Source organism: Stenotrophomonas lactitubi, assembly GCF_002803515.1.
GTDB classification, from domain to species: Bacteria; Pseudomonadota; Gammaproteobacteria; order Xanthomonadales; family Xanthomonadaceae; genus Stenotrophomonas; species Stenotrophomonas lactitubi.
In genome coordinates this window covers 1,246,983-1,273,588 of record NZ_PHQX01000001.1, presented here as the reverse complement: position 1 = coordinate 1,273,588, position 26,606 = coordinate 1,246,983, and the positions used below count along the sequence as shown (strand labels likewise).

Sequence of the window (26,606 nt, the reverse complement as noted above, 5' to 3'; positions counted from 1 at the left end):
GTCTCGCAACGCACAAATTTTAGACCTCGTTCACGTGCCTGACAACCTTCCCCCTGCTTTCGTCGCATATCCGCGCCTGCCCGGCCATCAATTGCTGAGCCTGCAGGGCGTGGATGCGGCGGCTTTTGCCCATGCCCAGTTCAGCAGCGATGTGACCGCCCTGCCCCTGCTGCACTGGCAGTGGAGCGCGTGGCTGAGCGCCAAAGGCCGCACCCTGGCAGTGTTTCAGCTGCTGCGGCTGGCCGATGACCATGTGCTGCTGGTGCTCGCCGACGGCGATGCCGATGCGATTGCGTCGCAACTGCAGCGTTTCGTGTTCCGCCGCAAAGTGAAATTGCAGGTGCATGCCGACCTGGCAGTGGCCGGGGCCTTTACTGCGCCGGAAGCCGCTACCGGCGCTGCCATCGCGCTGGCCGGCAGCCACGGCTGGGAGCTGGACCTGGGCAGCGACGCACTTCCCCGCACGCTGCGCATTGATCCGGTCGAGGCCTTCGAGGCCAGCGACGAAGCCGGGGACGCCGCCTTTGCTCTGGCCTGGCGCCAGGCCGACCTGCGCTTTGGCCTGCCGCGACTGGAAGCGAGCCAGCGCGAGGTGTGGACCCCGCAGCAGCTGGGCCTGGACCGCCTCAACGGCTACAGCGTGAAGAAGGGCTGCTACCCCGGTCAGGAAATCGTCGCGCGCACCCATTTCCTCGGCAAGGCCAAACGCGCGGTGCAGCTGCTGCATACCGCAGCACCGGCGCAGGCGGGCGATGGCGTGCAGCAGGATGGCGCCGCGCTCGGCACCCTGGCCAGCGTGGCCGGCGATCTGGCACTGGCCGTGCTGCCGCTGGAGACCGGCGACAGCGAACTGCAGGTGGGTGATGCGCCCGCGCAGCGGATGCCGCTGCTGGACGGGTTGGCGCGCTGAGGCGCCGATCCGGTACGTCATCCACGCATGGCGTGGATCTACCGAGCCCGAGACCCTGTTCCGGTGGGTGCGGACCGTCGGTCCGCACTGCGATGAAGCAGCCGAGCGTGGGCTCGGCTCTACAGGACTACAGGCGCTCGCCGGTTTCCGGGTTGAAGAAATGCAGGCCCTGCGGGTGGATCGCCACCCGGATGTCCTCGCCCACGCCCGGCAGCGACTGCGGCGCCACGCGCATGGTCAGCGCGTGCTGGCCGCTGCTCATGTTGACGAAGATCTCGTTGCCGACCGGCTCGATGCCTTCGATGCGCGCGGTGAACGCATGCGTGTCTTCGCTGCCTGCCGGCTGCAGGTGTTCGGGACGCACGCCCACCGCGATCGGCTTCTGCAGCCACGCCGGATCGATCGTCGCCTGCCCCAGCGGAGCCTGCCACGCGCCATCAACCACGGTCACGCCACCGGCATCGCCCTGCAGCGTACCGCGCAGCACGTTCATCGCCGGGCTGCCGAGGAAGCCGGCCACGAACAGGTTGGCCGGACGGTCGTACAGCGCCATCGGCGTGTCGATCTGCTGGATGATGCCGTCCTTCAGCACCACGATGCGCTGGCCCAGGGTCATCGCTTCAACCTGATCGTGGGTCACGTAGATCATGGTGGTGCCCAGCTTGCGGTGCAGCTGCGCGATCTCGGTGCGCACGCTGTGGCGCAGCTTGGCGTCAAGGTTGGACAGCGGCTCGTCCAGCAGGAACACCGCCGGCTCACGCACCAGCGCACGGCCCAGTGCAACACGCTGACGCTGGCCGCCGGACATCGCCTTGGGCAGCTTGTCCATCATCTCGGTCAGGCCCAGCGTCTGCGCGGCTTCGCTGATGCGCTTGTCGATGGTCGCCTTGTCATGCCCGCGCAGCTTCAGGCCAAAGGCCAGGTTCTCGGCCACGGTCATGTGCGGGTACAACGCGTAACTCTGGAACACCATCGCGATGTCGCGATCTTTGGGCGCCACGTCGTTGACCACGCGATCACCGATGGTCAGCGTGCCGCCGCTGATCTCTTCCAACCCTGCCACCATCCGCAGCAGGGTCGACTTGCCACACCCGGACGGGCCGACCAGCACCATCAGTTCGCCGTCGGCCACCTCGAACGTGGCGTCCTTCACCGCCACCTGGCCGTTGTCGTAGACCTTGCGCACACCCTGCAACTGCACTTTTGCCATTTCACTCATCCAGTCCGCCCGACGCCGGGCTGTCTTTTGGGACTGCCTCGGCCCTCCCGATGGCAGTGATGATTGCGCGGTTGCCGCATGACGGCGACCACTGCAATCGAATACAGTTGCCCATTCTGCCATGTAAACGTTTTCACGTGGCACTATCCGAACGTCGGTGCGCGCCGACCTGCATCGTCGACCGAACGAAGGGTTGCCGCTGTAGTGGTTTCGATTGGAACGGTGCTCCGGCAACCCGGAAAGCCGATCCAGATGAGCCTCGGACAGGCAGTTGCGCGGATGTCCCCCGAACCCAGCCATGAAGCGATTGACAACGATGTCACCCGGATCTGAAACTCGAGCGATGCACGACACACTCTTCCTGTTTGGTGCCACAGGTGATCTGGCCCAGCGCTACCTGTTCCCTTCGCTGCTGCGCCTGCTCGGCGACGGCCTGCTGCCGGAGGATTTCCGCATCCGTGCGCTGGCCCTGTCCGGCCACGACACCGAAGCCTTCCATGACATCCTGCGGCCACGACTGCAGCAGGCGATGCCGATGGCCAGCCAGGAGGACATCGCCTCTCTGCTGCGTCGCATCGACTACCGCTCGGTCGACCTGCGCGACGTCGACTCGGTCGCCGCTGCGGTATCCGACCTCGTCGACCGCCGCTGCGTGAGCTACCTGGCGATCCCGCCGGGCCTGTACATCTCCACCTGCGAAGGCCTGGCCAAGGGCGGCGCACTGGCCGCACCGGCGCGCCTGATGCTGGAAAAGCCGATCGGCAGCGACAGCGAAAGCGCCGAGGAGATCATCACCACCATCGGCCAGTGGATCGACGAAGACCGCGTGTTCCGCCTCGACCACTACCTGGGCAAGGCGGCGGTACAGAACCTGATCGCGCTGCGCTTCGGCAACACGCTGCTGGAAGCGGTATGGAACCGCAACTACATCGAATCGGTGCACATCCTGGTCGCCGAAAGCGAAGGCGTGGATGGCCGCGATGCCTACTACGCGCGCTCCGGCGCCCTGCGCGACATGGTGCAGAGCCACATTCTGCAGCTGCTGTGCATGGTGGCGATGGAGCCGCCGGCGTCGTTGGAAGCCGACCGCATCCGCGACGAGAAGGTCAAGGTGCTGCGTGCGCTGCGCCCGCTGGATGCCAAGCACGCAGCGCGTGACAGCGTGCGTGGCCGCTATACCGCCGGCAGCATCAACGGCCAGCCCGCACAGGCCTATCAGCCACCGGAAGGTAGCGATGTGGAAACCTTCGCAGGCGTCACCGCGCACATCGACAACTGGCGCTGGAGCGGCGTGCCGTTCCACCTGGTCACCGGCAAGCGCCTGCCCGAGCGCACCACCCGCGTGGTGGTGACCCTCAAGCCGGTCACGCACTGGTTGTTCGAGCGTCCGCAGCGTGCGCAGGCCGCACCGAACCGCCTGGTGTTCCAGCTGCAGCCGCAGGAGAACATCGAGCTGGGCCTGATGAGCAGCCTGGCCGGCCCGGAATGGGGCGCGCTGGAACTGCAGCCGCTGGAACTGGAACTGTCGGTGCCGACTGGCCTGCATCGCCGTATCGCCTACGAACGCCTGTTCCTGGACGCCTTCAACGGCAACCACACCCTGTTCGTGCGCGATGACGAAGTGCGCGCCGCCTGGGCCTGGATCGACAGCGTCGCCGATGCATGGAAGGCGGCCGACCTGCCGCTGGAACCCTACCCTGCCGGCCAGTGGGGCCCGGCCAACGCGGTCGACTTCCTGCCGCAGGGCGTGGATGCGCCGGATAGCGGAGCGTCGGAATGAGCGCCAGCAGCCAGCCCGTGCTGGTCGCCGACATCGGTGGCACCAATGCCCGCTTCGCCCTGGCCGACACCTCGCAGGACGCCCCGCTGCTGAAAGAGAGCATCCGCGAGTACGCAGTGGCGGAGTTCCCGTCGCTGGGTGATGCCGCGCGACACCATCTGGAACAGATCGGCGCCACCGCAAGCCGTGGCGTGTTCGCAGTCGCCGGTCGTGTCGATGGTGACGAAGCCCGCATCACCAACCATCCGTGGGTGATCTCGCGCAGCCGCACAGCCGCGATGCTGGGTTTCAACGAACTGCACCTGATCAACGACTTCGCCGCGCAGGCGATGGCGATCTCGCTGCTGCAGCCCGATGACGTGGTCCAGGTCGGCGGTGCCGCCTGGGTTCCGGGCAAGCCGGGCCAGCCGCGCAACTACGCAGTGATCGGGCCGGGGACCGGCCTCGGCGTCGGCGGCCTGATCCTTCGCCACGGCCGCTGTTATCCGCTGGAAACCGAAGGCGGCCATGTCAGCTTCCCGCCGGGAACGCCGGAAGAGATCCGCATCCTGGAGATCCTGTCCGAGCAGTTCGGGCGCGTCTCCAACGAGCGGCTGATCTGCGGCCCCGGCCTGGTCAACATCCATCGCGCAATCTGCGAGATGGCGGGTATCGACCCGGGCCAACTGCAACCGGTGGACGTGACCGCCCGCGCCCTGCACGGCGATCCACAGGCGATGCGTACCGTGGATGTGTTCTGCGCGGTGTTCGGCGCCATTGCCGGTGATCTGGTGCTGACCCAGGGCGCCTGGGACGGCGTGTTCCTGACCGGCGGGCTGACTCCGAAGATGCTCGATTCATTGCAGCACTCCGGTTTCCGCCAGCGCTTCGAACACAAGGGCCGGTTCTCTTCGATCATGGCGCGGGTGCCGTCGCTGGCCGTGATGCATCCCCACGCCGGACTGCTGGGCGCCGCTGCCTATGCCGCCGACGCCGAACGTGACGCACCAGGAGTTGCCGCATGAGCCCCACCTTCCACGACGACCGTATCGAGTTCATCAACCATGGCGATGCCGATGGCTGGATCGAAGCGGTCGCTGCCGAAATGGCACAGGCGATCAACCACGACATCAACGAGCTGGGCCGCGCACGCATCCTGTTGTCCGGCGGTACCACGCCGGCACCGGTGTACCAGGCGCTGGCCGAGCTGGACGTGCATTGGGACCGCGTTGAAGTGAGCCTGGCCGACGAGCGCTGGTTGTCGCCGCAGGATCGCGACAGCAATGCGTGGCTGGTGCGCGAGAACCTGCTTACACGTGCCGAAGGTGCGCACTTCGATCCGCTGGTGCGGATCGGCAAGCCGCTGCCGGAGTGCGTGTACACCGCCAACCTGCAGGCCCAGCACAGCCAGCGGCCAAGCCTGGTCGCACTGGGCATGGGCAATGACGGCCATACCGCCTCGCTGTTCCCGGGCTCGAAGGACCTGACCCGCGCGCTGGAAAGCACCCTGCCGTATGCCGCGCTTGATGCCACCGGCTGCCCCGGTGCCAACCAGTGGCCGCTGCGCATCACCCTGACCCCGCGCGGCCTCGGCCAGTGCCGCCAGCGCCTGCTGCTGCTGCGCGGCAAGCAGAAGCTGCAGGTGCTGCGCCAGGCATTGGACAGCAACGACCCCCAGCAGTATCCGATCCTCAACGCGATCAACCTGGACGGCGCGCGCCTGCGCGTCCACTGGGCTGATTGATGTCGGCGGCGGCGCCCTGCCGTCGCCCGCCTCTCGCCACCTCGAACGCCGGTAGCCAATGAGCCTCCATCCGCAACTGCAAGCCATCACTGAGCGCGTCATCCGCCGCAGCGCCGCCTCGCGCGCCGCCTATCTGGCAGCGATCGACGCCTCCCTGCGCGATGGCCCGTTCCGCAGCCGCCTCAGCTGCGGCAACCTCGCCCACGGTTTCGCCGCCTGCGGTGGCACCGACAAGAGCCGCCTGCGCGGCGGCGTGACGGCCAACCTGGGCATCATCACCGCCTACAACGACATGCTGTCGGCACACCAGCCGTTCGAGACCTATCCCGAACAGATCCGTGCGGTGGCCCGCGAACTCGGCGCGACTGCACAGGTGGCCGGTGCCGTGCCGGCGATGTGCGACGGTGTCACCCAGGGCCGTGGCGGCATGGAGCTGTCGCTGTTCTCGCGTGATGTCATTGCCCAGGCCACCGCGATCGGGCTCAGCCACGACATGTTCGATACCACCGTGTACCTCGGTGTGTGCGACAAGATCGTGCCGGGCCTGCTGATCGGCGCCCTCGCCTTTGGCCATCTGCCGGCGGTGTTCGTGCCGGCCGGCCCGATGACGCCGGGCATTCCCAACAAGCAGAAGGCCGAAGTGCGCGAGCGCTACGCCGCCGGCGAAGCCACCCGCGAAGAACTGCTGGAAGCCGAATCGGCCTCCTACCACGGCGCGGGCACCTGCACCTTCTACGGCACCGCCAACTCCAACCAGGTGCTGCTGGAGGCGATGGGCGTGCAGCTGCCGGGCGCGTCGTTCGTCAATCCGGACACCGCGCTGCGCGATGCACTGACCCGCGAAGCCACCGAGCGTGCGCTGGACATCACCGCGCTGGGCGACGATTTCCGTCCGCTGGGCCGGATCATCGACGAGCGCGCGATCATCAACGCGATCATCGCGCTGATGGCTACCGGTGGCTCGACCAACCACACCATCCACTGGATTGCCGTGGCCCGTGCGGCCGGCATCGTGTTGACCTGGGATGACTTCGACGAGCTGTCGCAGCTGATTCCGCTGCTGGCGCGCGTCTATCCGAACGGCGAAGCCGACGTGAACCGCTTCGCCGCTGCGGGTGGCCCGGCGTTCGTGTTCGGCGAACTGATCAAGGCCGGCCTGATGCATGGCGACCTGGTCAGCGTGGCCCGTGGCGGCATGGCCGACTACGCCCGCGAACCGCAGCTGCGCGAGGGCAAGCTGGTGTATCTGCCGGGCCTGGAACGCAGCGCAGATGAAGAAGTGGTGCGCGGTGTCGACAACCCGTTCGAGAGCCAGGGCGGCCTGCGCCTGTTGCGCGGCAACCTCGGCAAGTCGCTGATCAAGCTGTCGGCGGTGAAGCCGCAGTACCGCACCATCGAGGCCCCGGCCGTGGTGGTTGATGCACCGCAGGTATTGAACAAGCTGCACGCCGGCGGCCTGCTGCCCGAGCATTTCGTAGCCGTGGTGCGTTATCAGGGCCCGCGTGCGAACGGTATGCCGGAACTGCATTCGCTGGCACCGCTGCTGGGCCTGCTGCAGAACCAGGGCCGGCGCGTGGCACTGGTCACCGATGGTCGCCTGTCCGGCGCGTCGGGCAAGATTCCGGCGGCGATCCACGTGACCCCGGAAGCCGCACGCGGTGGTCCGCTGGGCAAGGTGCGCGAGGGCGACATCATCCGCCTGGATGGTGAGGCCGGCACGCTGGAAGTGCTGGTGGACGCGGCCGAATGGGCGGCGCGTACGCATGCGCCGAATACGGCGCCGGCCGCCAATGACCTGGGCCGCAACCTGTTCGCGATCAACCGGCGTGTGGTGGGTCCGGCGGATCAGGGTGCGATCTCGATTTCGTGCGGTCCGGCGGCGGCTGACGGTGGGCCGTGGGATTACGACGCGGAGTATGAGCTGGGGCACGATGCGGCGGCGGCGGCGGCGCCGCATGAGGCGAAGGACGCCTGAGGGATTGAAGAGCGTTGCGGGTATGTCGCAGCGGTAGATTTCCTGGCTGAGGGCGCGGTCAGCCCCAGCCGGGACACGCCGTAAACCCATCCATGGGGGCTCGGTCGCGGCATCCATGCCGCTCACGGTCCCGTCTGGGGCTGACCGCGCCCTCCTGACACTCTCCGGCGCTTCAACGCCGCGAAGCGATCATTGAAAGCACAACAAGAGCGAAAGCAAAGGCAGAAGCAGAGCTATGGGTATCGAACAACATCAGGTGCGGGCGGCGGAGTTGCTGCATGCGGCCGGCATCCTGCCGGTGGTGACGATTCATACGCTGGACCAGGCGCGTGCGGTCAGTGCGGCGTTGCTGGAAGGCGGATTGCCGGCCATCGAGCTGACCCTGCGGACGCCGGTGGCGATGGAAGCGCTGGCGATGCTCAAGCGCGAACTGCCGGATGTGGTGGTCGGCGCCGGTACGGTGCTGACGGTGGAGCAGATGCAGCAGTCCATCGATGCGGGCGCGGATTTCCTAGTGACCCCGGGTACGCCGCCGCTGCTGGCCGATGCACTGGCTGCGGCACCGCTGCCGGTAGTACCGGGTGCGGCGACGCCGACCGAGCTGCTGTCGCTCTACGCGCGCGGCTTCCGTGTCTGCAAGCTGTTCCCGGCCACGGCCGTGGGTGGCCTGGCCATGATCAAGGGCGTGGCCGGCCCGATTGCCGATCTCAAGCTGTGCCCGACCGGTGGCATCACCGAGAACACGGCGGCCGAATACCTCGAGCAGAAGAACGTGGTCTGCATCGGTGGCTCGTGGATGGTGCCGGGCAACTGGATCGACGCCGGCCAGTGGGACAAGGTGCGCGAGAGCGCGGCGCAGGCCGCGAAGATCGTCAAGCGCGTACGCGGCCACTGATGCACTACGGGGTCAGAGCCCTTTCCCGCCGGAAAAGGGACCCGACCCCAGTCTACGAGCGCGCACAGCGCGCGACCCGCTCCTGCCGTTCTTTTCTTCATTCCGCGGTTGCGGTGCACGGAACCTGTCCGTGGCCGGGCGGATGGGTTGCGCAGGGGCGTGAGCCGCATGGATGCGGCGACCGAGCTTACAGGGACGTACTTGCAGCGTCCCCTGCGCAGCCCATCCGCCCGGCCAACCCCATGACCAACCGCACAACCGCGAGGGGCTCAGCCGTTGGCCGAAACCCTTACAGCGGCCGTGCCGGATCCACCAACCCATACTGGCTGGCCATCCGCGCCAACGCGATGTTGTCGTGGATTCCCATCTTCTCGAACAACCGCGCCTTGTGCGTGTTCACCGTCTTCGCACTCAGGCTCAGGCGCCGCGCGATGTCTTCCTGGCGCAGGCCCTGGGTCAGCAGCAATGCCACTTCCAGCTCACGCGGCGACAGGTTGTCGAACGGCGAGCCGTTGCCTTCCACGGTGGACAACGCCAGGTTCTGCGCGATGCTCGTGCCCAGGTAACGCCGTCCGGCGGCCACGTCACGCACCGCGCGCAGCAGTTCCTGCGCATCGCAGCCCTTGCCGATATAACCGGCAGCGCCGGCTTCGAGCAGGCGCTTGGGCAGCGGACCGTCCTCCAGCACCGACACGATCACCACCCGCGTGCTGCGGTGGCCACGGACGATGCGCTCGGTCACTTCCATTCCGCTCACCCCGGGCAGGTGCAGATCACACAGCACCACGTCCGGTTGCAGCTGGCGGATCGCGGGCAGCGCGTCTTCGCCCGTCTCGGCCTCGCCCACCACTTCAATGTCGGTTTCACTCGACAGTATCATCTTCATCCCGGTGCGGACCAACGCGTGGTCATCCACCAGGTAGACTCGAATCGTCATTCACGTACCTCTTCGAATGCGGCCAATACGGGTCAACCTAGGCAGGAGCACCTGACCACTGCAAGCGCGGATGTTGCGCAATTCCGGCGTTCTGCCTTGCGCATCACATTCTTCACGCACTGATCGTGCCCCTTGCCCTGCAGAACCCGTTACAACGAAACAACCCGTCCCTCAGGTAGACGCCCTTGGGAGGGCATCCACGTCACTCCCCTTGCGTGATCGCTTCGCTGGCCGTCGCTGGCGGCGAACCGTGCCGTCGCCATGGATGACGGCGGCTGAACATGACCAGATAGCACCCTACCACCCAAACCAGCGCGGCACACCATCCGGCCAGGATGTCCGAGGGGTAATGCACCCCCAGATAGACCCGGGAAACGCTTACCAGCAGGCTGAACGACGGCGCCAACAGCAGCACCGGCCAGCGCCAGCGGGTATTCCAGGCCAGCAGCACCAGGGTGACCGCCAGGGTCATCGAGCCCATCGCGTGGCCGCTGGGGAAACTGAACGTGGATTCCGGCGCGATCGATTCCCACAGGCTGGGCCGGTCGCGCTGGAAGAAGTGCTTGCTGCCCATGTTCAGCAGCGCCGACCCGACGAAGCTCACGGCCACGAAGGTCGCTTCACGCCAACGCCGGTGCCAGGCCAATGCGCCGACAATCAGCACGTCGGCCGGGATCAGGAACCACTCGTAACCCAGTTTCGACAGCAGCACGAAGATGCGGTCCAGCCACGGCGAATGCAGGCCGTGCATCTGCCACAGCAGCGGCGCATCGAAGTGGAAGGACTCGAACTCGTGCACTTCGTCGGCGAGGGCGACGAATCCGGCCAGCGGCAGCAGCACACCGGCAAACAGCAACAGCAGCCGCCAGGCATTGCGCGCCATCCAGTGGCGGAAACCGGAGGCTGGCTCCGGCGCAGCGAGGATCGTCGGCTTACCCGGCGCTTCGGACATAGGTGCGTTCAACGTAATCATCGATCAGGGCGACGAATTCCTGGGCGATGTTCTCGCCACGCAGGGTCACCTTCTTCTCGCCATCGACGAACACCGGTGCCGACGGTGCTTCGCCGGTACCCGGCAGCGAGATGCCGATGTTGGCATGCCGCGACTCACCGGGCCCGTTGACCACGCAGCCCATCACCGCCAGGGTCATGTTCTCCGCACCCGGGTGCTGGATCTTCCACAGCGGCATCTTTTCGCGCACGTGGTTCTGCACCACCTTGGCCAGTTCCTGGAAGAACTCCGAGGTGGTACGGCCGCAGCCCGGGCAGGCCGTGACCAGCGGGGTGAACGCGCGCTGGCCGGTGGTCTGCAGCAGTTCCTGGGCGACGATCACTTCCTGCGTACGCGACTGGCCCGGTTCGGGCGTCAGCGAAATGCGGATGGTGTCGCCGATGCCTTCCTGCAGCAGCACGCTCAGCGCCGCCGCCGAGGCGACGATGCCCTTGCTGCCGATACCGGCTTCGGTCAGGCCCAGGTGCAGGGCGAAGTCCGAACGCTGGGCCAGGTCGCGGTAGACCGCGATCAGTTCCTGCACGCCGCTGACCTTGGCCGAAAGGATGATGCGGTCGCGCGGCAGCCCCAGCTCGACGGCCTGCTCGGCCGAATCCAGCGCCGAACGGATCAGTGCCTCGCGCAGCACGCGGCCGGCATCCCAGGGCTGCTCGCGATGGTTGTTCTCGTCCATCAGCTTCGCTGCCAGGGCCTGGTCCAGCGATCCCCAGTTGGCGCCGATGCGCACCGGCTTGTTGTAGCGGATGGCGAACTCGATCAGCTGGGCGAACTGCAGGTCCTTCTTCTTGCCGAAGCCCACGTTGCCCGGGTTGATGCGGTACTTGGCCAGCGCTTCGGCACAGGCCGGTTCGGCCGTCAGCAGCTGATGGCCGTTGTAATGGAAGTCGCCGATCAGCGGTACATCGATGCCCATCATCGCCAGCTTGTCGACGATGCGCGGGATCGCCGCGGCCGCTTCGACCGTGTTGACGGTCAGGCGCACCATTTCCGAGCCGGCGCGCCAGAGCTCGGCGACCTGCTTCACGCTGGACGCCACATCGGAGGTGTCGGTGTTGGTCATCGACTGCACCACCACCGGCTTGCCACCGCCCACGGTGACTCCACCGATCTGGACCGATTGGGTCAGGCGACGGGGCCAGGCAGTGGCATCGGAGGGGGCTGTAGGGCGGGTGACGGCGTCATGCATGCGGGCATTCTAACGCCCGCCCCGACCTTGCGGGTGTGTCGCATTCAGGCGGCAGTGCGGCTGCGGCCGATTGTCGCAGGCAGGCTTGCCTGCGAACGCATACGATGGGCGCGAATGACCGGTCCCGACGCCCCGTTTCTCCGAACCCTGTGCAGCCTGCGCTGGTTGGCCGTGGCTGGCCAGGCGGCCACCATCCTGGTCGCCACCTGGGTGCTGGGACTGCCCTTGCCGCAACTGCCGTTGTGGTCGGGCGTGGCCGTGCTTGCCGTGTTCAACCTGTATACGCAGCTGCGGCCGGAGCCGGCCGATACCGCGCCGCTGACCGCCTTCGGCCACATCCTGGTTGACGTGATCATCCTCACCTGGATGGTCAGCTGGAGTGGCGGCATCGCCAATCCGTTCGGCTCGCTGTTCCTGATCCTGATCGCCCTGGCCGCCTTCGCCCTGCCCCTGCGCTGGGCCCTGGCCGTGGCCAGCGCCTGCCTGCTGGGCTATGCCGCCAGCGGACTGTTCGGCCAACCGCTGCCGGCCGGCTACTTCAACGCACTGGACCTCAATCGCTGGGGCGTGATCGCCACCTTCCTGCTGTCCGCTGCGGTGGTGCTGATCTTCTCCACCCGGCTGGCGATCGCCCTGCGCGAGCGCGAGCTGGAACTGTCGGCGCTGCGCGAACGCTTCGCGCGCAACGAAGGCATCGTCGCCCTGGCCACGCATGCGGCCTCGGTGGCGCACGAACTGAACACGCCGCTGGCGACGATGACCCTGCTTGCCGACGACGTGGCCGAGCGCAGCGAAGAGCCGGAAGTACGCGAGGACATGGAGACCCTGCGCGAGCTGCTGGTGCAGTGCCGCGAGCGCGTGCTGGCACTGGCCGCGCCGGCCTCCAACGACCGCCCCGGCCGCGCCCACTCCACGGCCCAGCAGGTGCTGGAGCAGTGGCGGCTGGTGCGCCCGACCATCGACCTGCATCGCAACGACGACGCACCGCTGCGCCTGCCGCTGGACCCGGGCGTCGGCCACCTGCTGATGGTGCTGCTGAACAATGCTGCCGATGCCGGCGAGCAGGCTGGACGACCGCGCGTTGACCTCAGCCTGCGCATCGAAGGCGACGACTTGATCGGCGAAGTACGCGATTACGGCCATGGCTTCGATGCCCGCGCCGCCGTCCTGCCGGGCAAGCTGTTCGGCAGCAGCAAGAGTGAAGGCATGGGCGTCGGGCTTGCCCTGTCCCATGCCACCATCGAACGCCTGGACGGCGAGATGTGGATGCGCCCGGCCCAAGGGGCCGGTAGCCGCGTCGGCTTCCGCCTGCCGTTGGCCCCCCGCGAGGAATGACCATGACTGCTTCTACCCTCGGCCTGCTGGTCGACGACGACGAACTCTACCTGCGCACGCTGCAGCGCAGCCTGGCCCGCAAAGGGCTGGAGACGCAGACCGCACAGGATGCCGCCAGCGCACTGGCATTGGCGCGCCAGCATCCGCCAGCGTTCGCACTGATCGATCTGAAGCTGGGCAGCGATTCCGGCCTGGCGCTGATCCAGCCGCTGCGCGCGCTGCGTGCGGACATGCGGATCCTGCTGGTGACCGGCTATGCCAGCATCGCCACCGCGGTGGAGGCGATCAAGCTCGGCGCCGACGACTACCTGCCCAAGCCGTCGACGGTGCCGATGATCCTGCGCGCGCTGGGCGAGGAAGACGATGGCCCGGCCGATGACGGCGAGATGGAAGTGCCCGATGCGATGACCCCGATCAGCCGCCTGCAGTGGGAGCACATCCAGCAGGCGATGCATGAAACCGGCGGCAACGTGTCGGCGGCCGCGCGCCTGCTCGGCATGCACCGGCGTTCGCTGCAGCGCAAGCTGGCCAAGCGGCCGAGCCCGGAGCGCGATCCGAGCCGGTGAGGCGGCGTCGTATCCGCCGGGCATGGCCCGGCGCTACCGGCGTAACGAAGGGTAGCGCCGGGCCATGCCCGGCGGCATTCCCCGCCCGCGTCAGCCCTTCAGCTGGGCCAGCAGCTCACGGGTCAGCGGGTCGTTGACCTCGACATCCTCACCCTGCAGAGCGGGCAGCAGGCCACTGGCCAGCTGCTTGCCCAGCTCGACACCGAACTGGTCGAAGGCGTTGATGTTCCAGATCACCGACTGCACGTACACCGCGTGTTCGTACATCGCGATCAAGGCGCCCAGCGCCTGCGGGGTCAGCGCGTCGAGCAGGATCATCGTGCTCGGGCGGCCACCCGGGTAATCGCGGTGCGGATCGTCGCTGCCCTGGCCGTTGGCCAGCGCTTCGGTCTGCGCCAGCAGGTTGGCCATCAACGCCTGGTGGTTGACCGTATACGGATCGTCGTTGTGCACGCAGCCGATGAAATCGGCCGGAATGATGCTGGTGCCCTGGTGCAGGGCCTGGAAGAAGCTGTGCTGCACGTCGGTGCCGGCACCGCCCCACCACACCGGCACGGTGTCGGTGGTGACCGGCTGGCCATCGCGCTGCACGCGCTTGCCCAGGCTTTCCATCACCAGCTGCTGCAGGTAGGCCGGCAGCAGCGCCAGGCGCTGGTCGTAGGTCATCACCGCATGCGTGGCAGAGCCCAGCAGATTGCGGTTCCAGATGTCGGTCAGGCCGTGCAGTACCGGCAGGTTGCGCTCCAGCGGCGCGTCCAGTGCATGCGCATCCATCTGCGCGGCACCTTCCAGCAATTGCTCGAAGTGCTCAAAGCCGATGGCCAATGCGATCGGGAAACCGACGGCCGACCACAGCGAATAGCGACCGCCCACCCAGTCCCACATCGGCAGCACGCGCTCGGCGGCAATGGCGAAGGCCTTGGCGGCGCGTTCCGGATTGGCGCTGACCGCGTACAGGCGTTCGCTGCCACCCAGCCAATCGTGCAGGATCTGGCCGTTGAGCAGGGTTTCCTGGGTACCAAAGGTCTTGGAAATGAGGATGCCGGCGGTCTTCGCCGGATCCAGCGTGGCCAGCGTGCGCTGCATGGCGGCGCCGTCCACGTTCGACACGAAATGCACGCGCAGGCGTGCACCCGTGACCGGACGCAGCGCGTCGGCGACCAGGCGCGGACCGAGATCGGAACCGCCGATACCGACGCTGACCACATCGGTCACGCCACTGTCTTCCAGCGCGCGCACCAGCACACCCATGCGCTGGCGGATGCCGCGCGCGGTGGCATAGGCCTCGGCCGCCACCGGCGCATCGACCACATCACCGCGCAGCGCGGTATGCAGCGCGGCGCGGCCTTCGGTCAGGTTGACCTGCTCGCCACGGAACAGGCGCGTGATCGCGCCGCCGACATCACGTTCGGCAGCCAGCGCCAACAGCGCCTGCAACGCCGCGGCATCGTATTTCTGCCGGGCGAAGTTGACATACAACGGACCGACCCGCAGCGCCAGGTCCTGCACACGGCCGGGTTCGGCGGCGAGCAGGTTGGGAATGCTTGCGCCCTTCAGGCGCTGGGCGTGGGAATGCAGCGAGTCGAATCCGTTGTTCGTTGTCATGCGGCCTGGGTCGGGATCGTGTCGTTGGTGTGGGAGATCTGGTTGTTGCCATCAACGTACACCAGCTTCGGCTTGAAGCTGTCGGCTTCCTGCTCGGTCATGCTGGCGAAGGCGGCAATGATGATGATGTCACCGACCTGCACGTGGCGCGCGGCGCCACCGTTGAGCGAGACGATGCCGCTGCCGGCTTCGGCGCGGATCGCATAGGTCGAGAAGCGCGCACCGTTGGTCACGTCCCAGATGTGCACCTGCTCGAATTCACGGATGCCAGTGGCGGCCAGCAGGTTGTCATCGATGGCGATCGAGCCTTCGTAGTTCAGCTCGGAATGGGTGACGGTGGCGCGGTGGATCTTGGTCTTGAGCAGGGACAGGTGCATGGGGGCGCTGCAACGGCAAAGGAAAGAGCGGATTCTAGCACCCGCTTGGCCGTCATCAGGGGGCTGGGACGGGACGCTGAAGACCGTTCAGGCGCCCTCGACCGGTAGCGCTGACGGGGCATGCCCGCAGGCGCCCTGCAGTGATAGGCCGAACACCGTATGGAAGGCCAGCCCGGCGACCAGGCCGAAGCCGCCCGCGGCCAGCACCGACAGGCCGTAGCTGATCACGTCGAAGGTATCGACATAGCGCAGGCGCTGCAGCAGCGGACCATTGTCCGCGCCCGGCCAGGCACAGGTCGCCATGGCCAGCGCGCCCAGACCGAACCCCACGAGCAGGAAGGCGGTCCGGCGCAGACGCCGCTGGGACTGCAGGATCAGCGCCATCGGCAGCAACACCGCGATGGCGTTGCACACGCCCAGCACGAACATCAGCGCACCGCCGGTGAGTGCCGGTACGGGCGTACGCGCGAAGTCGAGCGCGAACAACAGGGCGCCCATCAGCTGGGCAGGCACCATGCCGGCGGCCAGTACCGCCAGGATCGAGGCCCGGGCAAGACAGCCGGTAGTGGTGGGGGTATTCATTTCCGGTCTCCCGTCCATGGGAAGGTGAGAGGCGCCCGCTGCGGGCGCCCCTGAGCCGCATGCGGCTCAGAACTCCAGGTTGTCGATCAACCGGGTGGTGCCCAGGCGGGCGGCGATCAGGGCCACGCGGCCACCGCCATCAAAGGTCGGTTCGGCCAGCTCCGGGGTGCGCAGCACCGCGTAATCCACCTGGAAGCCGGCCGCCTGCAGCGCAGCGACGGCGTCGGCCTCGATGCGTTCACGGTCGTGCCCGGCGACATAACCTTCGCGCATGCCCAGCAGGGTGCGATGAAGGGTGGTCGCCAAGGGGCGCTGCTCGGCGCTGAGGTACTGGTTGCGCGAGCTCTTGGCCAGGCCATCCTCATCACGCACGATCTCGGCACCGACGATCTGGATCGGGAACGACAGCTCGGCCACCATCTGCTTGATGACCGCCAGCTGCTGGTAGTCCTTGCGACCGAACACGGCGACGTCCGGCTGCACCTGCAGGAACAGCCGCGCCACCACCGTACACACGCCATCGAAATGGCCCGGGCGGCTGGCGCCTTCCAGCACTTCACTGACGCCGGGCGCATGCATCTGCGTGGTCTTGTCCACGCCCAGCGGGTACATCGCTTCGACGCTGGGCAGCCACACTGCATCGCAGCCTACCTGCTCCAGCCCGGCCACATCGGCTTCGGGGGTGCGCGGATAGCGGCTGAAATCCTCGTTCGGCCCGAACTGCGTCGGGTTGACGAAGATGCTGGCCACCACCTTGTCGGCGTACTGCTTTGCCAGGGTGATCAGCGCGTGGTGCCCGCCATGCAGGTTGCCCATGGTCGGCACCAGCGCCACGCGCAGGCCCTCGCCCTTCCATTGCGCGATCTGCGCGCGCAGTGCACCGAGTTCGTTGAAGGTCTGGATCATTGGGCGTACGCGTGCTCTTCGTCGGGGAAGCTGCCATCGCGCACGGCATCGGCGTAAGCGCGGGTGGCACCGGCCACCGAGCCACCTTCGGCCAGGAAGTCCTTGACGAACTTCGGACGACGGTGGCCACTGTCCAGGCCAAGGAAGTCGTGCAGCACCAGCACCTGGCCATCGCACTGCGGGCCAGCACCGATACCGATGGTCGGCACGGGAACGGCAGCGGTGACGGCAGCGGCAACCGGCGTCGGCACGCATTCGAGCACCATGATGCTGGCGCCCGCCTCGGCAACGGCCTTGGCGTCTTCCACCAGCTGGCGCGCGGCATCGCCACGGCCCTGGATCTTGAAGCCACCCAGGCGCAGCACCGACTGCGGGGTCAGGCCCAGGTGCGAGCAGACCGGAATCTCACGCTCGACCAGGTAACGGATGATGTCGACCTTGAAGCCTGCACCTTCGATCTTGACCATCTCCGCGCCTGCCTGCAGCAGCTGCAGCGAAGCATCCAGCGCGCGTTCCGGGGTCGCATCGGCACCGAACGGCAGGTCAGCGATCAGCAGCGCGCGCTGCAGCACGCGGGCGACCGCGCGGGTGTGGTAGACCATGTCGGCGACGGTCACCGGCAGGGTCGAATCGTGGCCCTGCACGACCATGCCCAGCGAATCGCCGATCAGGATCAGGTCGACACCATTGGCATCGAACGTGCGGGCGAAGCCTGCGTCGTAGGCGGTCAACATGACCAGCTTCTGGCCATTGCGCTTGGCCTCGGCCAGGGCGGGAACGGTCCAGGGCTTGCTGTCTGCGTGGGTGCTCATGTGCTGATAACCGGGGGAGATAACCCGGGCATTATCACCCTAACGGCGCGATCCCGCAGGCATCCACCCGCATCACTGCATCCCGCACGCGGCCATGGCCGGGAATGGCCAGATCAGCGGCGATTTCGGCCAACGGCACCAACACGAATGCACGCTCGTGCAGGTAGGGATGCGGCACTTTCAGCTCGGGCAGGTCCAGCACCTGCTCGCCGAACAGCAGCAGGTCCAGATCCAGCGCACGCGGGCCCCAGTGCACGGTGGGGTCGCGTACGCGGCCGAAGCGCTGCTCCAGCGCGAGCATGGCCTGCAGCAGTTCGACAGCGGAAAGATCAGTGTCGACCGAGGCCACTGCGTTGACGAAGGGTGGCTGGTCCTCGTTTCCCCATGCAGGCGTCGCGTACAACCGCGACGCCTGCGTCAGCCGGGTTCCGGGCAGGTCGCCCAGCGCGGCGATGGCCGCGCGGACGGTGTTGGCTGCGTCGCCAAGATTGGCGCCCAGCCCGATCCAGGCACCGGTCATGGACTACTCGGCAGCACCGGCAGCTGCGCCGTCCGGACGACGACGGCGACGACGACGCTTGCGCGGCGCCCCACCCTCCTCATCGCCGGCCTCGCTGTGCAGCGAATCCAGCGACGAATCCAGCTCATGCCCGGACTGCGCCTGCGCTTCGCGCCAGAACGCGACGTCGGCTTCGTGCTCTGCCGATGCCACCTGGCGCAGGGCCAGGAAATCGAAGGCGGCACGGAAACGGGGATGGCTGAGCGTGCGCATCACGCGCTTGCGCTGGCGCGAACTGAAGCGCGCCTGCAGCAGCCAGATCTCCTGCATCGGCAGCGAGAAACGGCGCGGCAATGCAATGGTGCTCAACTGCTGCACGGTGACGCGGTCGGCGGCGCGACGCTGCGCCTCTTCCGGTGCCACGCCCTGCTTGAGCAGGGTTGCCTGCGCGCGGCAATAGGCCGGCCACAGCAACAGCGCGAACAGGAACGCCGGCGACACAGGCTCGTCGTTGGCCACGCGTGCGTCGGTGTTGGCCAGGCCCTCGATCAGCATGCGGCGCAGCGCGCCGGTACGGTTCGACTTCAGCGCCTTGGCGCTTTCCGGGAACAACACGTCGAACAGGCCATAGCGTTCCAGTCCTTCGAAGCTGGCCACGCCGTGCCCGGACAGGAACAGCTTCAGGACTTCTTCGAACAGGCGCGCCGGTGCGGCTTCATTGAGCAGGCCGGCCAGCTGCGGGATCGGTGCAGCGGTGCCCTCTTCGATCTGGAAGCCGAGCTTGGCCGCCAGGCGGACCGCACGCAGCATGCGCACCGGGTCTTCCTGGTAGCGCTGCACCGGGTCGCCGATGAGCTTCATCAGGCGTGCCTGCACGTCTTCGAAGCCGCCGGTGTAGTCACGCACCGAGAAGTCCTCGATGGCGTAGTACAGGGCATTGCAGGTGAAGTCGCGGCGGATGGCGTCGTCTTCGATGCTGCCGTACACGTTGTCGCGCACGAGCATGCCGTTTTCCATCTCGCGGTCGCCGCTGCCGTCATCGATGTTGGCACGGAAGGTGGCGACTTCGATGATCTCGCGGCCGAACACAACATGGGCCAGGCGGAAACGGCGGCCGATCAGGCGGCAGTTGCGGAACAACTGCTTGACCTGTTCGGGCGTGGCATCGGTGGCCACGTCGAAATCCTTGGGTTGGCCATTGACCAGCAGATCGCGCACCGCGCCGCCGACAAGGTAGGCGCCGAAGCCGGCATCGCGCAGTCGATAAAGCACGCGCAAAGCATTCGGGCTGATGTCCTTGCGGGAGATCGTGTGCTGGTCGCGCGGGATGACGCGCAGGCTGAACGGTGATGTAGCAGAGGAAATGATGTTGGCGCTTCCGGTTGAAGTTTCGGGATTGCCCAATGGCATCGAGGTGCATATACTAGCGCTCCTGCACCGGCAGCGACACACTGCTCCCTTCGTCTAGTGGTTAGGACGTGGCCCTCTCAAGGCTAAAACAGGGGTTCGAGTCCCCTAGGGAGCACCAGTCGCCGCAGCAGGAACCGAAAAAGCCCGCCTTGTGCGGGCTTTTCTGTTTTCCGGAATCGTGTCATCGACGGGGCTGGTCGCTTGAGCGCCTCCCTGCTATCGGCTTGAGCCGGTGGGGTCACCCAGGGCAGCCTCGCCCCTCCGAAACAAATTCAACCCCGACGCGCTTGCCTGCGTCCGCCATCCGCGATCTGTCGAGAGGCGGCAGGCCGGCCGCTCCAGGACCGTTGGCGCCATGGATGGCGCCATCGAGCCCCCATGGATGGGTTTACGGCGTGTCCTGGAGCGGCTGGCCTGCCGCCTCCCCTCGGAACAGGGAGGCGCTGAAACCCAGGCCGAGCCGTCAGCCTTCCATCTGCTCCAGTTCCTTGCCCTTGGTCTCGCGCACGTAGCGGACGACGAAGATGATCGAGAGGATCGCGGCGACGGTGTAGATGCCGTACGCACCGGCCAGGCCGATGCCGGCCAGCAGCATCGGGAAGGTCACGGTGATCGCGAAATTCGACGTCCACTGCGCCGCACCGGCCACGGCCAACGCTGGGCCGCGGATCTGGTTCGGGAACATCTCGCCCAGCATCACCCACATCACCGGGCCCCAGGACATGTTGAAGAACACCACGTAGACGTTGGCCGCTACCAGCGCCAACCGGCCCATGCCGTCGGACAGCTGCAGGCGACCATCGGCCAGGCTGCCACTGGCGAAGGCGACCACCATCAGCACCAGCGCCACCGACATGCCGACCGACCCGACCCACAGCAGCGGCTTGCGGCCGATGCGATCGATCAGCAGCACCGTCAGCAGGCAGGCGCCGATGCTCAGCGCACCGGACAATACGTTGATCAGCAGCGCATCGCTTTCCGAAAAGCCCACCGCCTGCCACAGCACGGCGCCGTAATAGAACACCACATTGATGCCGACCAGCTGCTGGAACATCGCCAGGCCGATGCCGACCCAGACGATCGGGCGCAACTTGCCGGTAGCCCTGTTGAGCAGGTCGCCGAATCGCGGTTTGTGCTGGTCCTGGGCCAGGCTCGCTTCGATCTCGGCCTGCTTGTTCACCGCGGCGCGTTCACCGTACAACCGGCCAAGCACCGCCCTCGCCTGCGCCGGCCGGCCCTTCATCACCAGGAAGCGCGGGCTCTCCGGAATCACCAGCAACAGCAGCAGGAACAGCAGCGACGGCAGTGCCTGCATCCAGAACATCCAGCGCCATGCCTGCTGCCCCAGCCAGAGCGGCTCGGTCGAGGCGCCCGCCGCCCGGGCCAGCAGATAGTTGCTGAGGAACGCTGCGAACAGGCCGCAGATGATCGCCATCTGCTGTACGGTCGCCAGCCGGCCGCGATAGCGCGCCGACGCGACTTCGGCGATGTAGGCCGGCGACATCACGCTGGCCGCACCGACGGCGAATCCGCCGAGCACGCGTGCGCAGACGAACAGCCAGGACGCGTGTGCAGCGCCGGCGCCCAGCGCCGACACCAGGAACATCACGGCCGCCACGATCAACACGCCGCGACGTCCCAGCCGGTCGCCCAGCCAACCGGCTGCGAACGCGCCGATCGCGCACCCCAGCAGCATCGAGGCCACCTCGAAGCCGAGCGCGGCCTCGCTGGAGTTGAAGGCCTGGCGCAGACCGTCGACGGTGCCATTGATGACGCCACTGTCGAAGCCGAACAGGAAACCACCAAGAGTGGCGGCGCAACTGATCAGGACGATGAAGGCCGTGTTCTCACCGCCGTTGGAGGCGGCACCGGGCTGGATTGGCGACATGAAGGATCCTGCAAGGAAGGGGGCCGACCGAAGCGGGCCGGCGGCCCTGGCAGCGTCGCACAGGGCGGGCATGCCGCCAAATGGGCATTAGGGGCGCCAATCTGCCCCACTTTCACACGGCAACCGACACCGGGGGCCAACCTGTTCTAGAATTGGCAGGTTCAGAAAGCGATTCGCCCCCTACCCATGCCCTTTGTCGTCACCGAAAACTGCATCAAGTGCAAACACACCGATTGCGTGGAAGTGTGCCCCGTGGATTGCTTCCACGAAGGCCCGAACTTCCTGGTGATCGACCCGGACGAGTGCATTGACTGCACCCTCTGCGAACCCGAGTGCCCGGTCAACGCGATCTTCCCGGAAGACGATGTTCCCGCTGGCCAGGAAGGCTTCGTCGCCCTCAACGCCGAGCTGGCGAAGGAGTGGCCGGTACTGACCGTGCGCAAGGACCCGCCGGCCGACGCCGGTGAGTGGGACGGCAAGCCGGACAAGCTGAAGCTGCTGGAGCGCTGAGGCGCCGGCAACGCTGCTTTGGTAGCTGCCAACCTTGGTTGGCACAATGCGCCGACCAAGGTCGGCCTCTACCACGACAGGTACAACCAGCAGGCAATGAAAAGGGCGCCCAGGGCGCCCTTTTCCGTTCTTGCCTTGGTAGCTGCCAACCTTGGTTGGCACAAAGCGCCGACCAAGGTCAGCCTCTACCACGGCAGGCACGAACCCGCAGGTCCGTACCCACCGGCCCGGCCATTACGGGGCCAGCTTCGCCTTCAGTGCGGCAATCAGCTTCACCGGCGCTGCGGCGGTGGCCGGCAGGCCACGCGGGTCGACTGCGGAGATGTACGCACCGGCGTCGACGGCGACCACGCGGACCAGGAAGTTGCTGCCTTCATAAGCCACGTCGTACGAGCCCAGCAGCTGCGCGCGGGTGGCGATGGTCAGGCCTTCCACGCCTTCCAGCGCGGTACCGACCTTGGCGAAGGCGTCTTCCTTGGTGCCGGCAATGGTGAAGCCGGTGGCGCTGACCGCCGGAGCGGCGGCGGCCGGAGCGGCCGGCTTGGTCGCCGAGCTCAGGGTCGGCACCTGGTTGTTGCCGGCGCCTGCCGGCAGGTTCAGGTCCGGCGGCACTTCCAGCGGACGCACTTCCGGGGCCAGGGCGTAGTCGCCCTTGACGCCACGCTTGAAGCAACCGGTGGTGCCAGCAGCAGTGGCGACGGCAAGGAGCGCGAAGGACAGCACGCGAACGGCGGAAACGGATTGGCGCATGTGAATCTCCTGGATCAGACCAAGACGGAAGGTCAGTGGCTGGAAAGGGCTTCGAGGGCGGCGATATCGCCGGCGAGATGGTCGGCGGCAGGCGTGTGTGCAGCCGAAAGCGGCAGCAGTGGCAGGCGCAGATCATGACCGATGCCGATCCGACGCAACAGCGCCTTGACCGGAATCGGGTTGGATTCGACACCGCAGAAGTCGTGGAACGGCTGCAGGCGCGCATCCCAGGATTCGACGGCTTCATGGTCACGGGCAGCGGCCAGGTCGCACATCCGGCGGTAGGCGCCGGGCAGCACGTTGGAGCCGACCGAGATCAGGCCGTCCATGCCGGCCTGGATCGAACGTGCGGCAGTGCCGTCATCGCCGGTGAGCACGGCGAAGGTCGCGCTGCGCAGGTCCAGCAGCGCGCGCACGCGGCCGGTATCGCCCACCGCTTCCTTGATGCCGACGATGTTCGGATGGCTGGCGAGCTCGGCCACGGTCTCCGGCAGCATGTCGCAGCCGGTACGGCCGGGCACGTTGTACAGCACCACCGGCAATCCGGCCTGGTCAGCGACCGCGCGGTAATGCGCGATCAGGCCAGCCTGGGTCGGCCGCACGTACGGCGGGGTGACCACCAGCGCGTGGGTGGCACCGAGCGCTGCGGCGCGGCGGGTCTGCTCGATGGTCTTGGCGGTGCCGGACAGGCCGGTGCCGGCCAGGACCGGAACGCGGCCGGCGATGCGTTCGACCGCGCTGGCCAGCAGCTGGTCGTACTCCGCATCGGACAGGGTGGCTGCCTCGCCGGTGGAGCCGGCAACGACAACGCCTTGGACGCCGCCCTCCAGCTGCAGGTGCAGCAGGCGCTGCCAACCGTCGGGGTCGAGTGCACCGTCGGCCCGGAAGGGGGTCGCCAGCGCGGTGATGAGGCCGGAAAGGGACAAGGACGTGCTGCTCTTGGCTGGGGAGGGAAAACGCCCGCCACGAAAGGCCGGGGGCGATCTGAATGTTACTTGCGGCGCGAAAGCACGGGCAAGTATGCTGGACACCGGTGGATCCCCGCCTCTGGCGGGCATTCAGACTAACGCATGCATTACCCGGAATCGCCTTGACCGACACCACCCCGCGCCCAGCGCCGAGCGAAAACCACCTCCTGATCAACGCCTATACGACGCATCCGGAGTCCCCCCTGTTGTCCGTCACCCGCCGCATCGCCGACAGCGGGTGCAATCTGGTGGATGCACGCCTGGCCACCGTGGGCCGCGATGTCTCGGTGACCGCGCTGGCCACCGGCTCCTGGGATTCGGTCGCCAAGCTGGAAGCGATGCTGACCCGGCTCGAGCGCGAGGAAGGCCTGAAGCTGGTCTGGTACCGCACCGAAGCCAAGCAGGCGCAGTCCAACCTGCTGCCGTACATCGTCGAGGTGATCGCCGCCGACAAGCCGGGCATCCTGTTCCAGCTGGCCGATTTCTTCGACCGCCAGGGCATCACCATCGAGACCCTGCAGAGCACGCGTTACCGCGCCATGCAGACCGGTGCGGAGATGTTCAGCGCACAGGTCACCATCGGCGTGCCGGCCAACATGCACATCGCTGCCCTGCGCGACGATTTCCTCGAGTTCTGCGACCACTTGAACCTGGACGCGATCATGGACCCGATGAAGTTCTGATTGAAACCCGGATTTTTCGCGCGCTCCTCACGGGCGCGTGGCGTTTCATGCAATTGTCGTAGAAAGAACCCAGGCTCGACAGAAGGACCTCATGAACAACGGCGATACCCTGGACAGCACCACCCTCTCCCTGCCGCTGGCCCTGTCCGGCGGCGCCCACGCCACCCTCGGCGATTACGCCGGCCAGTGGCTGGTGCTGTACTTCTACCCCAAGGACAGCACCCCGGGCTGCACCACCGAGGGCATCGACTTCAACGCACTGCTGCCCGACTTCAGGAAGGCGGGCGCGGCCGTGCTTGGCGTCTCCCGCGACTCGGTGAAGTCCCACGACAACTTCTGTGCCAAGCAGGGCTTCGCGTTCCCGCTGGTCAGTGATGCCGACGAAGCGCTGTGCACCGCCTTCGACGTCATCAAGATGAAGAACATGTACGGCAAACAGGTACGTGGCATAGAGCGCAGCACCTTCCTGATTTCCCCCGACAGCCGCATCGTGCAGTCATGGCGCAAGGTCAAGGTCGCCGGCCATGCCGACGCCGTGCTTGCCGAACTGAAGGCCCATCCCTCCAAGTGAGTCCCATCGCCCACTTTGTCCGCCACCACCCTGCCCTGCAGCAGGTCGTGGTGGTTTTTCCCTGTCCGTAACCAGGAACCGATGATGACCCGAGGCAAGCGCATCTACGTGCTGGATACCAACGTGCTGATGCACGATCCCACCGCGCTGTTCAAATTCGAGGAGCACGATGTCTACCTGCCCATGCAGGTGATCGAGGAGCTGGACAACGGCAAGAAGGGCACGACCGAAGCGAGCCGCAATGCGCGCCAGGTCAGCCGCTTCCTCAACGAGCTGGTGCAGGCTTCGGGCCTGGACAACCTGGCCGAGGGCATTCCGCTGCAGCGGCCGCAGGGCCTGCAGCTGCGCGGCAAACAGAGCGTGGGCAAGCTGCGCTTCCAGACCAGCCATTTCGACGCGGGCAAGAGCTTTGGCAAGGTCATCCCGGACAACGCCATCCTCGGCGCGATCCTGGCGCTGAAGGAAGAAACGCCGGAAATCCCGGTGGTGTTCGTCTCCAAGGACATCAACCTGCGGATCAAGGCGGCCATCGCCGGCATCGTTTCGGAAGACTACGAGAACGACCGTGCGCTGGACGATTTCAGCCTGCTCTACACCGGCGCCACCGAGCTGCCGGAAGACTTCTGGAAGCGCCACGGCGACGATCTGCGTAGCTGGAGTGACAAGGGCCGCACCCACTACGAAGTCCTCGCCCAGGACGGCGAAGAGTGGTACCCGAACCAGTACGTCTACCTGCCGGGCGAAGACGAAGTCGAGCTGCGTGTCAGCAAGATCGTCGGCGATGGCAAGGTGGTGTTGTCCCTGGTCGATGACTTCCGCCACGGCAGCCATGCCGTGTGGGGCATCAGCGCGCGCAACCGCGAGCAGAACTTCGCGCTCAACGCACTGATGGACCCGGAAATCGACTTCGTCACCCTGCTCGGCACCGCCGGCACCGGCAAGACCCTGCTGGCGCTGGCCGCCGGCCTGGCGCAGACAATGGACCAGCAGCGCTACCGCGAGATCATCATGACCCGCGCCACGGTCAGCGTCGGCGAGGACATCGGCTTCCTGCCTGGTACCGAGGAAGAGAAGATGACGCCGTGGATGGGCGCGTTGACCGACAACCTGGAAGTGCTGACGCACAACCAGGAAGGCGGTACCTGGGGCCGCCAGGCGACCAACGACCTGCTCGCCAGCCGCATCAAGATCCGCTCGATGAACTTCATGCGCGGCCGTACGTTCCTGTCGCGTTACCTGATCCTGGACGAGGCGCAGAACCTGACGCCCAAGCAGATGAAGACGTTGATCACCCGTGCTGGCCCCGGCACCAAGATCGTCTGCCTGGGCAACGTCGAACAGATCGACACCCCCTACCTGACCGAAACCACGTCGGGCCTGACCTACGCCGTGGACCGCTTCAAGAACTGGCCACACAGCGCGCACATCACGCTGCGTCGCGGTGAACGCTCGCGGCTGGCCGATTACGCGTCGGAGGTGTTGTGAACCGTTGCACCCGTCTGCTGCT

At 66.8% G+C, this 26,606-nt stretch carries 26 protein-coding genes and 1 tRNA gene; 13 read left to right on the top strand and 14 right to left on the bottom strand.

The genetic code is table 11. From position 1 onward, the window contains the following. Positions 1-34 precede the first annotated feature (34 nt). Positions 35-910 carry a CAF17-like 4Fe-4S cluster assembly/insertion protein YgfZ gene (gene ygfZ / locus CR156_RS06110; RefSeq protein ID WP_100552184.1) on the top strand — a complete coding sequence of 292 codons (876 nt, stop codon included), beginning with the start codon at positions 35-37 and terminating at the stop codon, positions 908-910. A gap of 127 nt (positions 911-1,037) precedes the next feature. On the opposite strand, the gene CR156_RS06105 is transcribed toward ygfZ, so the two are convergent. Next, a complete protein-coding gene (locus CR156_RS06105) occupies positions 1,038-2,120 on the bottom strand; it encodes an ABC transporter ATP-binding protein (RefSeq protein ID WP_100552183.1) in 1,083 nt (360 codons plus the stop codon). A 352-nt stretch (positions 2,121-2,472) separates the two neighbouring features. On the opposite strand from CR156_RS06105, the gene zwf reads away from it, so the two are divergent. The 5 genes from zwf (at position 2,473) to eda (ending at position 8,502) form a co-directional block, all read left to right on the top strand. Beyond that, the gene (gene zwf, locus CR156_RS06100) at positions 2,473-3,909 is read left to right on the top strand and encodes a glucose-6-phosphate dehydrogenase (RefSeq protein ID WP_089240355.1); all 1,437 of its coding nucleotides are present in this window, start codon (positions 2,473-2,475) and stop codon (positions 3,907-3,909) included. Next, positions 3,906-4,913: a glucokinase gene (gene glk / locus CR156_RS06095; protein WP_025878808.1), complete on the top strand. Its 1,008-nt coding sequence runs from the start codon at positions 3,906-3,908 to the stop codon at positions 4,911-4,913. The genes zwf and glk overlap by 4 nt, the downstream gene beginning before the upstream one ends. Continuing rightward, positions 4,910-5,632 carry a 6-phosphogluconolactonase gene (gene pgl / locus CR156_RS06090; RefSeq protein WP_100552182.1) on the top strand — a complete coding sequence of 241 codons (723 nt, stop codon included), beginning with the start codon at positions 4,910-4,912 and terminating at the stop codon, positions 5,630-5,632. Before glk ends, pgl begins: the two co-directional genes overlap by 4 nt. Before the next feature lie 58 nt (positions 5,633-5,690). Next, the gene (gene edd, locus CR156_RS06085; RefSeq protein ID WP_100464861.1) at positions 5,691-7,607 is read left to right on the top strand and encodes a phosphogluconate dehydratase; all 1,917 of its coding nucleotides are present in this window, start codon (positions 5,691-5,693) and stop codon (positions 7,605-7,607) included. A 235-nt stretch (positions 7,608-7,842) separates the two neighbouring features. After that, complete coding sequence (eda, locus tag CR156_RS06080; RefSeq protein WP_100552181.1) at positions 7,843-8,502, top strand: bifunctional 4-hydroxy-2-oxoglutarate aldolase/2-dehydro-3-deoxy-phosphogluconate aldolase; 660 nt, start codon at positions 7,843-7,845, stop codon at positions 8,500-8,502. A gap of 289 nt (positions 8,503-8,791) precedes the next feature. Here the strand turns inward: eda and CR156_RS06075 are convergent, their stop codons facing one another. The 3 genes from CR156_RS06075 to ispG all read right to left on the bottom strand — a co-directional run bounded on the left by CR156_RS06075 (position 8,792) and on the right by ispG (position 11,637). Continuing rightward, positions 8,792-9,439 carry a response regulator gene (locus tag CR156_RS06075; protein WP_025878804.1) on the bottom strand — a complete coding sequence of 216 codons (648 nt, stop codon included), beginning with the start codon at positions 9,437-9,439 and terminating at the stop codon, positions 8,792-8,794. Positions 9,440-9,641: 202 nt separating this feature from the next. Further along, positions 9,642-10,391 (bottom strand): phosphatase PAP2 family protein, encoded by a 750-nt coding sequence (locus tag CR156_RS06070; protein WP_089240345.1) that lies wholly within the window; start codon positions 10,389-10,391, stop codon positions 9,642-9,644. Further along, positions 10,372-11,637 carry a flavodoxin-dependent (E)-4-hydroxy-3-methylbut-2-enyl-diphosphate synthase gene (gene ispG, locus CR156_RS06065; protein ID WP_100552180.1) on the bottom strand — a complete coding sequence of 422 codons (1,266 nt, stop codon included), beginning with the start codon at positions 11,635-11,637 and terminating at the stop codon, positions 10,372-10,374. The genes CR156_RS06070 and ispG overlap by 20 nt, the downstream gene beginning before the upstream one ends. 114 nt (positions 11,638-11,751) lie before the next feature. Here ispG and CR156_RS06060 point away from each other — a divergent pair, with 114 nt between their 5' ends. Continuing rightward, positions 11,752-12,972, top strand: a complete 1,221-nt coding sequence (locus tag CR156_RS06060) for an ATP-binding protein (protein WP_089240341.1) — start codon at positions 11,752-11,754, stop codon at positions 12,970-12,972. Then, positions 12,969-13,538 (top strand): response regulator transcription factor, encoded by a 570-nt coding sequence (locus tag CR156_RS06055; protein WP_032952096.1) that lies wholly within the window; start codon positions 12,969-12,971, stop codon positions 13,536-13,538. Before CR156_RS06060 ends, CR156_RS06055 begins: the two co-directional genes overlap by 4 nt. Before the next feature lie 90 nt (positions 13,539-13,628). Here CR156_RS06055 and pgi read toward each other — a convergent pair whose 3' ends face one another. The 7 genes from pgi to pcnB all read right to left on the bottom strand — a co-directional run bounded on the left by pgi (position 13,629) and on the right by pcnB (position 19,723). Then, positions 13,629-15,143, bottom strand: a complete 1,515-nt coding sequence (gene pgi / locus CR156_RS06050) for a glucose-6-phosphate isomerase (RefSeq protein ID WP_100552179.1) — start codon at positions 15,141-15,143, stop codon at positions 13,629-13,631. Beyond that, positions 15,140-15,520: an aspartate 1-decarboxylase gene (gene panD, locus CR156_RS06045; protein WP_100552178.1), complete on the bottom strand. Its 381-nt coding sequence runs from the start codon at positions 15,518-15,520 to the stop codon at positions 15,140-15,142. Before panD ends, pgi begins: the two co-directional genes overlap by 4 nt. A gap of 87 nt (positions 15,521-15,607) precedes the next feature. Then, a complete protein-coding gene (locus CR156_RS06040; RefSeq protein WP_100552177.1) occupies positions 15,608-16,102 on the bottom strand; it encodes a hypothetical protein in 495 nt (164 codons plus the stop codon). Between the two features lie 66 nt (positions 16,103-16,168). Beyond that, positions 16,169-17,008 (bottom strand): pantoate--beta-alanine ligase, encoded by an 840-nt coding sequence (gene panC, locus CR156_RS06035; protein WP_100552176.1) that lies wholly within the window; start codon positions 17,006-17,008, stop codon positions 16,169-16,171. Continuing rightward, entirely contained in the window at positions 17,005-17,820 is an 816-nt protein-coding gene (gene panB / locus CR156_RS06030) for a 3-methyl-2-oxobutanoate hydroxymethyltransferase (protein WP_089240331.1), read from the bottom strand. Before panB ends, panC begins: the two co-directional genes overlap by 4 nt. Before the next feature lie 34 nt (positions 17,821-17,854). Beyond that, positions 17,855-18,340, bottom strand: a complete 486-nt coding sequence (gene folK / locus CR156_RS06025) for a 2-amino-4-hydroxy-6-hydroxymethyldihydropteridine diphosphokinase (RefSeq protein ID WP_100552175.1) — start codon at positions 18,338-18,340, stop codon at positions 17,855-17,857. 3 nt (positions 18,341-18,343) lie between these two features. Then, the gene (gene pcnB, locus CR156_RS06020; protein WP_100552174.1) at positions 18,344-19,723 is read right to left on the bottom strand and encodes a polynucleotide adenylyltransferase PcnB; all 1,380 of its coding nucleotides are present in this window, start codon (positions 19,721-19,723) and stop codon (positions 18,344-18,346) included. A gap of 49 nt (positions 19,724-19,772) precedes the next feature. Between pcnB and CR156_RS06015 the strand changes: the two genes are divergently transcribed. Further along, a tRNA-Glu gene (locus CR156_RS06015) sits at positions 19,773-19,847 on the top strand. Positions 19,848-20,192: 345 nt separating this feature from the next. On the opposite strand, the gene CR156_RS06010 is transcribed toward CR156_RS06015, so the two are convergent. Next, complete coding sequence (locus tag CR156_RS06010; protein ID WP_100552173.1) at positions 20,193-21,617, bottom strand: sugar porter family MFS transporter; 1,425 nt, start codon at positions 21,615-21,617, stop codon at positions 20,193-20,195. Positions 21,618-21,803: 186 nt separating this feature from the next. Here CR156_RS06010 and fdxA point away from each other — a divergent pair, with 186 nt between their 5' ends. Further along, on the top strand, positions 21,804-22,127 hold the full coding sequence (gene fdxA / locus CR156_RS06005; RefSeq protein ID WP_005409054.1) for a ferredoxin FdxA: 324 nt from the start codon (positions 21,804-21,806) through the stop codon (positions 22,125-22,127). A gap of 234 nt (positions 22,128-22,361) precedes the next feature. Here fdxA and CR156_RS06000 read toward each other — a convergent pair whose 3' ends face one another. Together CR156_RS06000 and dapA are read right to left on the bottom strand one after the other, a co-directional pair. Further along, positions 22,362-22,877, bottom strand: a complete 516-nt coding sequence (locus CR156_RS06000; protein WP_100552172.1) for a hypothetical protein — start codon at positions 22,875-22,877, stop codon at positions 22,362-22,364. Positions 22,878-22,909: 32 nt separating this feature from the next. Beyond that, the gene (gene dapA, locus CR156_RS05995) at positions 22,910-23,803 is read right to left on the bottom strand and encodes a 4-hydroxy-tetrahydrodipicolinate synthase (RefSeq protein ID WP_100552171.1); all 894 of its coding nucleotides are present in this window, start codon (positions 23,801-23,803) and stop codon (positions 22,910-22,912) included. A gap of 164 nt (positions 23,804-23,967) precedes the next feature. Here dapA and CR156_RS05990 point away from each other — a divergent pair, with 164 nt between their 5' ends. The 3 genes from CR156_RS05990 (at position 23,968) to CR156_RS05980 (ending at position 26,584) form a co-directional block, all read left to right on the top strand. After that, the gene (locus tag CR156_RS05990) at positions 23,968-24,528 is read left to right on the top strand and encodes a glycine cleavage system transcriptional repressor (protein ID WP_025879444.1); all 561 of its coding nucleotides are present in this window, start codon (positions 23,968-23,970) and stop codon (positions 24,526-24,528) included. A gap of 91 nt (positions 24,529-24,619) precedes the next feature. Further along, the gene (locus tag CR156_RS05985) at positions 24,620-25,099 is read left to right on the top strand and encodes a peroxiredoxin (protein ID WP_100552170.1); all 480 of its coding nucleotides are present in this window, start codon (positions 24,620-24,622) and stop codon (positions 25,097-25,099) included. Between the two features lie 84 nt (positions 25,100-25,183). Next, a complete protein-coding gene (locus CR156_RS05980) occupies positions 25,184-26,584 on the top strand; it encodes a PhoH family protein (protein ID WP_100552169.1) in 1,401 nt (466 codons plus the stop codon). The last annotated feature ends 22 nt before the right edge of the window (positions 26,585-26,606 follow it).